Raw genomic sequence first — 10861 nt, forward strand, 5'->3', positions numbered from 1 at the left:
GAACTTCAAGCCAGTTACGGCAGAAGTTACTTGTTGATTTAATGGGTAAAGCGCGCGCAAAGCAATGGGTCGGGTGCATCCGGTGCTTTCTGCTACCATGGCGCCTCTGTTACTTCAGGTGTCTGATCATGGCATTTCGCCCTCTTACGGCCAGAGCACCCGCCGTTCTGCTTCGCGAAGCCAAACCGCTGAAAGCCATTTTTGGCCATGCTCAACGCCTGGGTCATTTACAACGTCTGCTGGAAAGCCAATTGCAGCCTGCCGCCCGCGAGCATTGCCACGTGGCATCGTGGCGCGAAGGCAGTTTGTTGCTGATTGTCACCGATGGTCATTGGGCAACTCGTCTGCGTTATCAACAGAAGCGTCTGCAACGGCAGTTACAGATGTTTGATGAATTCGCCAGCCTGACCCGGATTCTGTTCAAGGTGCAGCCACCGACCGTTCAGCAAGGGGCGGCGGGGCATACCATCAGTTTGTCCAGCGATGCGGGCGCGACCATTCAGGCCACGGCGGAGGGGATCAGTGATCCGAATCTGCGAGCGGCGCTGGAGCGATTGGCGGCGCACGCCAAACCCAAGGATTAAAGGCTGCGATCTTTTGCTTTCAGCGGCGTTTACTGCCACCGAGCAGCGAGCCCATCAACCCGCGCACCAACTGCCGCCCCAACTGATTGGCCGCCTGTCGCATTGCCGATTTCAGTGCCTGCCCTGCCGCCGTGCCGAGGAACTCCCCAGCCTTGTCGGTGAAGCTCGGTTCCTCCGCCGCAGGTTCGCCCGGCGCCGCTTCGGGCTCTGGTGCCAATCCTTTACGCCCCATCAACACTTCATACGCCGATTCCCGATCAACCGGTTTGTCGTACCGCCCCTTGAACGGCGAGCCGGCGATCAGCAGCGTGCGTTCCGTCTCGGTTAGCGGCCCGATCCGCGATTGCGGCGGCGCGACCAATACGCGCTGGACCATCTCCGGCGTGCCCTTGTCCTGCAACGTGCCGACCAGCGCTTCGCCAATCCCCAGTTCAGTCAACACCGACAAGGCGTCGAATGCGGGGTTCGGACGGAAGCCTTCGGCCACGGCCCGAAGGGATTTCTGTTCCTTGGCCGTGAACGCGCGCAAGCCATGCTGGACGCGCAGGCCAAGTTGAGCCAACACGTCATCCGGCAAGTCGCCCGGCGACTGGGTGACGAAATACACGCCGACGCCTTTCGAGCGAATCAGCCGCACCACTTGCTCCAGACGCTCCTGCAATGCCTTGGGTGTATCGGCAAACAGTAAATGGGCTTCATCGAAAAACAGCGCCAGCAACGGTTTATCAGCATCGCCGCGTTCCGGCAGTTGTTCGAACAGTTCGGCCAGTAGCCACAAAAGGAACGTCGCGTAGACCTTGGGCGCCTCGTGCACCAGGCGACTGGCATCCAGCAAATGAATGCGCCCCCGCCCCTCGGCGGTCGGCTGCAAAATGTCTTCGAGTTGCAACGCCGGCTCGCCGAACAGTGCTTCGGCGCCCTGTTGTTCCAGAATCGCCAGGCGCCGCAACAGGGCCTGACTCGATCCCGTGGTCATCAGCGCGGCGTCGTCCCCCAGCGATTCGGGGTGGTCGCGCAGGTGATTGAGCAGTGCCTTGAGGTCCTTCAAATCCAACAGCAGCAAGCCTTCACGGTCCGCGACCTTGAACGCGGCGTACAACGCCGACTGCTGACTGTCAGTCAGTTCCAGCAGGGCGCCGATCAATAACGGTCCCATTTCGCTCAAGGTTGTGCGCAATGGATGACCGGACTGGCCGTGAATGTCCCACAGGGTGACCGGATAGGCCTGAGGCGTGTGGTTCAGCCAGGGCATCCCGGCGATGCGCTCGGCAACTTTGCCTTGAGGGTTGCCGGCCGCGCCAAGACCGCACAGGTCACCCTTGATATCCGCGGCAAACACGGCCACGCCAGCATCGCTGAACGCCTCGGCCAGTTTTTGCAAGGTGACGGTCTTGCCGGTCCCGGTAGCGCCCGCGACCAGACCGTGACGGTTCGCCAGGCGCATGGCCTGGGCGATCGGCTTCCCCGCGAGATCGGCACCGATAACGAGTTGCGATGAATCAGGCATTTGGTCACCCATGGTTAATCTTTAATGCTGCACGGCCGATATAAAAGACTGAAAAGCGTCGGTAATCCCCCTAAGGAGAGGACGGAAATATCAGCTTGTTTTCATGATCGCCCACTGCGCTTTTTCCTATAAAAGCACGCCTTGGGCCTTAAGACCTTAGCGGAACCCCGAGCCATGAACAAAAATCTGCGCTTCAGCCATAAAATCCTGCTCGCCGCGGCACTCATCGTCATTGCCGCGTTCGCCTCGTTCACACTGTACAACGACTATCTGCAGCGCAACGCCATTCGCAAGGACCTGGACAACTATCTGCAAGAAATGGGCAGTGTGGCTGCCAACAATATCCAGACCTGGCTGAGCGGACGCAGCTTGCTGATCGAAAACCTCTCACAAAGCATCGCGCTGAACGCCGACATCGACAACGTCGCCAAGCTGCTGGAGCAGAAAGCAGTGACGTCGACCTTCATGGGTGCCTATCTGGGCAACAAGGATGGCACCTTCATCATCCGGCCGGACAGCAAAATGCCGGAGGGCTATGACCCCCGCGCCCGTCCCTGGTACAAAAGCGCCCAAAGCACCAGCGGCCCGGCACTGACTGAACCCTACATCGATCTGGCCTCCGGCCAGCTGGTCATCTCCATCGTCAATAGTGTCCTCAAGGACGGTCAGAACATCGGCGTGGCCGGCGGCGACCTGAGCCTGCAAGTGATCGCCGACAGCCTGAATGCGATGGACTTCAACGGTATGGGTTATGCGTTCCTGATCAGCGCCGACGGCAAGATTCTGGTGCACCCGGACAAAGCGCTGGTGATGAAATCACTGGCCGAGGCGTACCCGAAAGATACACCGCGCATCAGCAGCGATTTCAGTGAAGTTGAAGTCGATGGCAAAACCCGCATCGTCACGTTCACGCCGATCAAAGGCCTGAATTCCGTCAACTGGTACATCGGTCTGTCGGCGGATAAAGGCAAAGCCTTTGCGAAGCTCAGCGAATTCCGCGCCTCGGCGGTCGTGGCGACCATCATCGCGGTCGCCATCATCATCGCCCTGCTGGGCATGTTGATCCGCCTCCTGATCCAGCCGCTGCACGTCATGACGCGCGCCATGGCCGATATCGCCGATGGTGAGGGCGACCTGACCAAACGCCTGACTATCCAGAACAACGATGAATTCGGCGTGCTCGGCACCGCGTTCAACCGTTTCGTGGAGCGCATTCACGGTTCGATCCGCGAAGTGTCGTCGGCGACCGGCCAGGTCAACGAAGTCGCCCTGCGCGTGGTCGCGGCCTCCAACTCGTCGATGTACAACTCCGACCAGCAAGCTTCGCGCACCAGCAGCGTCGCCGCCGCCATCAATCAGCTCGGTGCCGCGGCCCAGGAAATTGCGCGCAACGCCGCCCAGGCCTCGAGTCAGGCCAGCGACGCCCGCAGCCTCGCCGAAGACGGCCAGCAAGTGGTGGATCGCAGCATTGTCGCGATGAACCAGCTGTCGAGCATGCTCAGCGCCTCCAGCACCAACATCGAATCGCTGAACAGCAAAACCGTGAACATCGGGCAGATTCTCGAAGTGATCACCAGCATTTCCCAGCAAACCAACCTGCTGGCGCTCAATGCTGCGATCGAGGCCGCCCGTGCCGGTGAAGCCGGGCGTGGTTTCGCCGTGGTGGCCGATGAGGTGCGCAACCTGGCGCACCGCACGCAGGAATCGGCGCAACAGGTGCAGACCATGATCGAGGAGCTGCAAGTCGGCGCCCGCGAATCCGTCAGCACCATGAGCGACAGCCAGCGTCACAGCCAGGACAGCGTGGAAATCGCCAACCTGGCGGGAGAGCGCCTGAACAGCGTGACCTTGCGCATTGGCGAGATCGACGGGATGAACCAGTCGGTGGCCACGGCAACCGAGGAACAGACGGCGGTGGTCGAGTCGATCAATGTCGACATCACCGAGATCAACACGCTGAACCAGGAAGGCGTGGAAAACCTGCAATCGACCTTGCGGGCGTGTTCGGACCTGGAGCAGCAGGCGGCGCGCCTCAAGCAATTGGTGGGCAGTTTCCGTATTTAGTGTTTCCCGGACCTGTGGTGAGGGAGCTTGCTCCCGCTGGGTCGCGAAGCGAGCCCAACATTCTGTGGGTGTGTCAGATCTGACGCACCGTCTGAATGACGACGGCTTCGCAGCCGAGCGGGAGCAAGCTCCCTCGCCACATAACGGTCCAAAGTTCCAGCCCCCGTCACAAAACCCCAACCGAACATCTATCCTTCATAAAGGTCAACCAACGGAGAACAACGGATCGGAGGAATGCTCATCGTGCATATCGCTGACATCACCATGTTCTACGCCCCTGCCAGCGGTGGCGTGCGCACGTATCTGGATGCTAAACACCGTCGCTTGGGTATCAAGCCCGGCATTCGTCACAGCCTGCTGATCCCCGGCGCACATCTGGGTGAACAGGATGGCATTTACACGGTTCCAGCCCCCGCCCTGCCCTTCGGCAAGGGTTACCGTTTCCCTCTGCGCCTCGCGCCCTGGCGCAATGTCCTTCAGGATTTGCAACCCGATCTGATCGAAGTCGGCGACCCGTACCTCACGGCCTGGGCGGCGCTCGACGCCCGGCGACAACTCGATGTGCCAGTGATCGGCTTTTATCACTCGGACCTGCCGCTGCTGGTCAGTAACCGCATGGGCAACTGGGTCACCACCAATGTCGAGGCCTACGTCAGCAAGCTATACGGTAATTTCGACCGGGTGCTGGCGCCGAGCCGGATCATGGCCGACAAATTGATTACCTTGGGGGTGAAGAACGTTTTCGTCCAACCCCTGGGTGTCGACCTGCACACCTTCCATCCCGATGCACGAGACCCGGGCCTGCGCGCAGAACTGGGCATCGATGAAAATACCCATCTGCTGATTTTCGCCGGACGCGGTTCCAAGGAAAAGAACCTGCCAGTGTTGCTCGACTGCATGAGGCGCCTGGGCCGCCGCTATCACTTGTTGTTGGTGGGTTCGTCGATGCCGGCGGTGGTGCCGGACAACGTGACGGTGGTCGATGAGTTCTGCCCGGCGACGCAAGTGGCACGGCTGATGGCCAGTGCCGACGCGCTGCTGCATGCCGGCGATCAGGAAACCTTCGGCCTGGTGATTCTCGAAGCCATGGCTTGCGGCATTCCAGTGGTGGCCGTGGCAGCCGGGGCCTTTCAGGAAATCATCAACTCAGACTGCGGCCTGCTTTGCGCGCCGAACAACTCAATGGCGATGGCCAACGCCGTTCGGGAGTTGTTCGGTTCGGGCAGTGCCGTTCTGGGCCAACAGGCTCGCAGTCATGTCGAGCGCCATTATTCCTGGGACACGGTGGTCAACAGTCTGCTGGGCCATTATTACGCCGTCCTCGGCAGCCAATGGCCGCGGATCGCCAATGGCTGAGCCCATGAACGCGCCCAGCCTGCTATTGGTGTTGCACGACGTCGCCCCACAAACCTGGGCCGACTACCAACCCTTTGTCGAAGCCGTCGACGCCTTGGGCGCAGTGCCGATGACCTGGCTGGTGGTGCCGGACTTTCACAAACACAACGATCTTGAGGGCCATCCGGGATTTCGACGGATGCTCACCCGCCGTGTCGCCCGAGGTGACGAACTGGCGCTGCACGGCTATTTTCATTGCGATGAAAGCCCGCCCCCCCACACACCGCGAGACTGGTTCATGCGTCGCATCTACACCCACGAGGGCGAGTTTTACAGCCTGTCTCAGGAAGCCGCCCTCGCACGTCTGCATGCCGGCATTGAAGTGTTCCATCGCTACCACTGGCCGCTGGAGGGTTTTGTCGCCCCGGCCTGGCTGATGAGCGAAGGAACGCGCCAGGCCTTGCGCCAGTTACCCTTGAGTTACACCAGCGATCCGCAGCACCTGTATCGCCTGCCGGATTTCACCCCGGTCGATGCGCCGGGGTTGGTGTGGAGTGCACGCAGTGCCTGGCGTCGGGGTGTATCGAAGCTGGTCAGCGATCAGCGTGAACACCGCTGGCGTCGCGCTGCGGTGATTCGCCTGGGGTTGCACCCGGTGGACATGCGTCACCCTTTCTCACGCAATTATTGGCTGCAAACCCTCAAGCGCCTGCTCGACGAGGGCCGTGTGCCGATGACCAAGGCGCGGTGGCTGACGCTGCACACCGACCGCGTCGGTCGCGCCGCATGAGCCGCGCAATTGTGTTGTTTGTCGCGCTGCTCGTTGCGGTGCTGATTCCTCTGTTACTGGGCGGTAACCAGACCTGGTCGCGACTGCAGAGTTTTCCATTGAACTGGCTGTTGATCATGTTCGGCATGATCCTGCTGTGCTGGGTGGTGAACACGATGCGCTTGCGTCTGTTGCTGGGTGATCAGCGCGACAAGGTCAGTCCGGTCAAAAGCCTTGGCGTGGTGATGGCGGCCGAGTTCGCCTACTGCGCCACGCCGGGCGGCAGCGGCGGACCGCTGACGATCATGGCGCTGCTGGCACGCAACGGCGTGCGCCCGGCACGGGGTAGCGCCGTCTTCGCCATGGATCAACTGAGCGATCTGCTGTTCTTTCTCTGCGCGTTAATCGGGATTCTGATTTATGCGCTGTTCCAGCACCTCAGCGAACGCATGGAATGGTTGCTGACGGTCAGTGCCATTTCGATGTTTGGCGGGCTGCTCAGTTGCGTGGTGATCGCGCGCTATCATCGGCTGCTGATTCGCCTGAGTGGACGCTTGCTCGTGCGCCTGAATGTCAAAGGCAGCACGCGAATGCGTTGGGCACGAAAACTCCTGCATTTTCTGGCGGCATTCACTGACACGCTGAAGTTGCCCGCTCAGACGTTGATCAAGGTGTTTGTCCTGACCTGTGTGCATTGGGTCCTGCGCTATAGCGTGTTGTACCTGGCGTTGCGCGGGCTCGGTGCGGATTTGCAGTGGGCCTGGAGTTTTCTGATCCAGATGCTTTCGCTGAGCGCGGGGCAATTCAGCCTGTTGCCGGGTGGCGCAGGGGCTGCGGAATTGACCTCGGCCGCGCTGCTGGCACCCATGGTGGGGAAATCCACGGCGGCGGCGGCGATTCTGATTTGGCGGGCAGTGACTTATTACTTTTATCTGGTGGTTGGGGGACCGGTGTTTTTGTTGATGCTTGGGCGGCCGTTGTTGAAGAAGTTGATGAGGTTTAGGCAGGCTTAGGGGGGGTGTTTTTTGTGTGCATATCCGTTGCTGCAGCAACGGATATGCACACAAAAAGCGACCGCACGCCAAACCTCAAGACCGCTTCACCGGCAATCCAGCTCCTTCAGGGCCAGAATCCGGATTCAACGCCTCCCACAACTCCGCCGCCCCCGGAAACTCCGTCCCGTCTTCAGGGCTCAAGTCATCCGGGTCGTAGCGGCTCAAACACCCCTCCCCCAATGTCGCGGGGGCCTTGGAAGTAGCTTTGTCCAGTGGATCGGCCATGGTCATGTCCTCAGTGCAGAAACGGCGAAGGGCCTGAGCGATTGAACGCCCAGGCCCTTCGAATTTCAACCGTGTCGTGCGGGGATCAGAACACCACGGTCTTGTTGCCATGCACCAGCACCCGGTCTTCCAGGTGATAACGCAGACCACGAGCCAACACCATCTTCTCGACATCACGCCCGAAACGCACCATGTCTTCGATGCTGTCGCTGTGGCTGACACGCACCACGTCCTGCTCGATGATCGGGCCGGCATCCAGCTCTTCAGTGACATAGTGGCACGTCGCACCGATCAGCTTTACCCCACGCAGGGAAGCCTGGTGATAAGGCTTGGCGCCGACGAACGACGGCAGGAAGCTGTGGTGAATGTTGATGACCTTGTGCGCATATTCACTGCACAACTCGGGCGGCAGGATTTGCATGTAACGGGCAAGTACCACCACTTCGGCTTCGTGCTGTTTGACCAGGCGCGAGACTTCGGCGAACGCCGGTTCTTTATCCTGTGGATTGACCGGCACGTGGTAGTAAGGAATACCGTGCCACTCGACCATGCTACGCAAATCGTCATGGTTGGAAATCACGCAGGAGATTTCGCAGTCCAGTTCATCGCTGTGCCAGCGGTGCAGCAAGTCTGCCAGGCAATGAGACTCGCGGCTGGCCATCAACACCACGCGCTTTTTCTGCGCGGTATCAGTAATGCGCCAGTTCATCGAGAACTCTTCGGCAATCGGCGCGAACGCTTCGCGGAAGGCCTCGATACCAAAAGGCAGCGAATCGGCCCGAATTTCGTGACGCATGAAGAACCAGCCACTGAGATTATCCGAGTGATGGCTCGCTTCAGTGATCCAGCCGTTATGTGACGCCAGAAAGTTACTGACTTTAGCAACGATGCCGACGCGGTCCGGGCAAGCAATCACCAGCCGAAAAGTGCGCATGGGGGGGAAACTCCAGAACTTCGCAAAGGCCGCATTCTAGCGATTGCGCGGAAAAACTGCAGTATAGATGACACCTTGCGTTGTGCGGGGATGGCAGGCACACGCGTTGAAAGCACTCGCTCACCCGCGCAATGGTGCTCTTGTTGCCAATCTTCAAGTGCTCAATTGTGAATATCTGTGATACCTGGGTCACACTATTTAACTGCGCATCCAGCGTGCGCCCTATTCACGACAACTAATTCAAATAAACTCCGGTTTAATTGTTTACTTGATGAAACACCCTGACTATTATTGCCGCACTGTCACCTGCCATCCAGCGCTTAACATAAGGTAGTCCCCATGTCCTTGATCAACGAATATCGCGCCACCGAAGAAGCTATCAAAGAGCTGCAAGCCCGTTTGAAGAACCTGTCCCAAGACGACAAACTGCAAACCGAGCTGGAATTCGAAGGCAAACTGCGCACCCTGATGGGCGAATACTCCAAGTCCCTGCGTGACATCATCGCGTTGCTGGATCCAGAATCCAAAACCAAGGCACCACGCGGCGGCGCAGTAAAAACTACTGGCACCAAGCGTGCTCGCAAAGTTAAACAATACAAAAACCCGCACAACGGTGAAGTCATCGAAACCAAAGGTGGCAACCACAAGACTCTGAAAGAGTGGAAAGCCAAGTGGGGCGGTGACGTGGTTGAAGGCTGGGCTACCCTGCTGGGCTAAGCCACAACGCTTTTCGCTGCAAAAAAAGAACGCCAGCAAACGCTGGCGTTTTTTTATGCCCGGCATTCAGTGCCGGGCATTTCAGTTTCAAAGATTCAAACGTTTGCGCAATGCCTGGACATAATTGCTCCACTCGTTGAGCACCTCTTGCTGGAATGGCGTCGCCGTAATGTTCAAGTGGGCTGCGGCCTCTGCAAAAGTTTCCAGCGTATTGGGCGCTCCCCACTCAGGATCTGACAAACGTTGCTGACAGAATATTCGCCAACGTTCTTGCTCTTCGAAACTCAACGTGTCGGGAAAGTTACGTGCTCGATATCGAAACAATAATTCGGGTAAACGTTCATCATCGAAAGGCCATTGTACCTTTGCTAATTGCGCCGGGTCAGCTGCCCGGACTTGCTCACAAAGGCGCCGATCCCGATCACCAATAAAACCATCGTATAACTGTTGCTCGGGGTCCTTGCTCTGGGTGAAATCCTCGCTGGCATAAATGGCCTGAACTTTATCTCGCCAAACTTGCTGTGCGTCACTTAGCCGCAGCGTGCGCTCCTGATATAACGCCATGTCCAGCCCCAGGCGTTGCTGATCAACGGGACGAAGTACCGACAGGGGCGCGACCACCGGGCATTTGTTGATGTGGATAAGCTTGAGCGGCACCGACAACTCGCCCTCGGCCAGATCATCGCGACGGGTATACAGGCGCTGGCGCAAGGCGTCAGCATCCAGATCAAGCAAGCCCTGGGGATCCAGGTGCAAGTCGCAGACAATCAACGCGTTCTTGTTGCGCGGGTGCCAGGCCAGCGGCAGCACCACGCCGACATAACTGCGTGCGGCCGAAAAGCGCCCGGAAATGTGCACCATCGGCTGCAACAGCCGAATCTGATCCATCACTTTTTGTTTACCGCGCAACTGAAACAGCCAGTCGTACAGCTTCGGTTGTTTTTCTCGAATCAGACGCGCCAGCGCAATGGTCGCTCGAACGTCCGACAGCGCTTCGTGAGCATTGCCGTGATCGATGCCATTGGCGGCGGTCAGGCGTTCGAGTTTGAGCGTTACCCGCCCCTCGTCATCCTTGGGCCAGACGAGGCCATCCGGACGCAAGGCATAGGCGGCGCGCACCACGTCGATCAAATCCCAACGACTGTTACCGCCCTGCCACTCGCGCGCGTACGGGTCGAAAAAATTGCGATACAGGCTGTAACGAGTCATCTCGTCGTCGAAGCGCAAGGTGTTGTAACCCGCGCCACACGTGCCCGGCGCCGCCAGTTGGGCATGCACCCGGGTCATGAAATCCGCTTCGCTCAAACCGTGCCCGGCCAATTGGCCCGGTGTGATGCCAGTGATCGCGCAAGCCGCCGGATGCGGCAGGATGTCCTCGCTGGGCTGGCAGTAAAGATTGACCGGCTCGTCGATGACATTGAGATCGAAGTCAGTGCGAAGCCCCGCCACTTGCAGCGGACGGTCGCAACGGGGGTTGATGCCGGTGGTTTCATAGTCGTACCAGAAGATCGAGGTCACGGGCTATTCCTGAACTGAAGATCGGCGAAGTCTAGGCGTTTGCATCCCGCCCCGGCCAGTGATCTTGCATTCAATCACCTCTCGCCACGCACCGTGCAATACATAGTTATGTCGTTTTCCCCCAAGAGGCTGCTAGCATCGGCCGGACAGAGA

Annotated in this window: 10 protein-coding genes; 6 read left to right on the forward strand and 4 right to left on the reverse strand. The window is 59.0% G+C overall.

What is annotated here, in order from left to right; translation table 11 throughout:
• Positions 1-128: 128 nt before the first annotated feature.
• Positions 129-584, forward strand: a complete 456-nt coding sequence (locus tag ACM1ZW_RS02405) for a DUF721 domain-containing protein (protein ID WP_017340487.1) — start codon at positions 129-131, stop codon at positions 582-584.
• A 19-nt stretch (positions 585-603) separates the two neighbouring features.
• Here ACM1ZW_RS02405 and ACM1ZW_RS02410 read toward each other — a convergent pair whose 3' ends face one another.
• A complete protein-coding gene (locus ACM1ZW_RS02410) occupies positions 604-2091 on the reverse strand; it encodes a helicase HerA-like domain-containing protein (RefSeq protein ID WP_416740107.1) in 1488 nt (495 codons plus the stop codon).
• A 174-nt stretch (positions 2092-2265) separates the two neighbouring features.
• Here ACM1ZW_RS02410 and ACM1ZW_RS02415 point away from each other — a divergent pair, with 174 nt between their 5' ends.
• The 4 genes from ACM1ZW_RS02415 to ACM1ZW_RS02430 all read left to right on the forward strand — a co-directional run bounded on the left by ACM1ZW_RS02415 (position 2266) and on the right by ACM1ZW_RS02430 (position 7272).
• The gene (locus ACM1ZW_RS02415) at positions 2266-4155 is read left to right on the forward strand and encodes a methyl-accepting chemotaxis protein (protein ID WP_017340489.1); all 1890 of its coding nucleotides are present in this window, start codon (positions 2266-2268) and stop codon (positions 4153-4155) included.
• 234 nt (positions 4156-4389) lie between these two features.
• Positions 4390-5511, forward strand: a complete 1122-nt coding sequence (locus tag ACM1ZW_RS02420) for a glycosyltransferase family 4 protein (RefSeq protein ID WP_017340490.1) — start codon at positions 4390-4392, stop codon at positions 5509-5511.
• Positions 5504-6280: a DUF2334 domain-containing protein gene (locus ACM1ZW_RS02425; protein ID WP_416740108.1), complete on the forward strand. Its 777-nt coding sequence runs from the start codon at positions 5504-5506 to the stop codon at positions 6278-6280. Before ACM1ZW_RS02420 ends, ACM1ZW_RS02425 begins: the two co-directional genes overlap by 8 nt.
• The gene (locus tag ACM1ZW_RS02430; protein ID WP_017340492.1) at positions 6277-7272 is read left to right on the forward strand and encodes a lysylphosphatidylglycerol synthase transmembrane domain-containing protein; all 996 of its coding nucleotides are present in this window, start codon (positions 6277-6279) and stop codon (positions 7270-7272) included. Before ACM1ZW_RS02425 ends, ACM1ZW_RS02430 begins: the two co-directional genes overlap by 4 nt.
• A 75-nt stretch (positions 7273-7347) precedes the next feature.
• Here the strand turns inward: ACM1ZW_RS02430 and ACM1ZW_RS02435 are convergent, their stop codons facing one another.
• Complete coding sequence (locus ACM1ZW_RS02435) at positions 7348-7539, reverse strand: hypothetical protein (RefSeq protein WP_017340493.1); 192 nt, start codon at positions 7537-7539, stop codon at positions 7348-7350.
• An 85-nt stretch (positions 7540-7624) separates the two neighbouring features.
• A complete protein-coding gene (gene purU / locus ACM1ZW_RS02440) occupies positions 7625-8473 on the reverse strand; it encodes a formyltetrahydrofolate deformylase (RefSeq protein WP_017340494.1) in 849 nt (282 codons plus the stop codon).
• Between the two features lie 339 nt (positions 8474-8812).
• Here purU and mvaT point away from each other — a divergent pair, with 339 nt between their 5' ends.
• Positions 8813-9190: a histone-like nucleoid-structuring protein MvaT gene (gene mvaT, locus ACM1ZW_RS02445; RefSeq protein ID WP_007933316.1), complete on the forward strand. Its 378-nt coding sequence runs from the start codon at positions 8813-8815 to the stop codon at positions 9188-9190.
• An 87-nt stretch (positions 9191-9277) separates the two neighbouring features.
• Here mvaT and sbcB read toward each other — a convergent pair whose 3' ends face one another.
• On the reverse strand, positions 9278-10708 hold the full coding sequence (sbcB, locus tag ACM1ZW_RS02450) for an exodeoxyribonuclease I (RefSeq protein WP_416740109.1): 1431 nt from the start codon (positions 10706-10708) through the stop codon (positions 9278-9280).
• Positions 10709-10861: the final 153 nt, after the last annotated feature.

Origin of the sequence: Pseudomonas sp. NFX71 (assembly GCF_048079215.1) — a bacterium.
Classification (GTDB): Bacteria; Pseudomonadota; Gammaproteobacteria; order Pseudomonadales; family Pseudomonadaceae; genus Aquipseudomonas; species Aquipseudomonas fluorescens_B.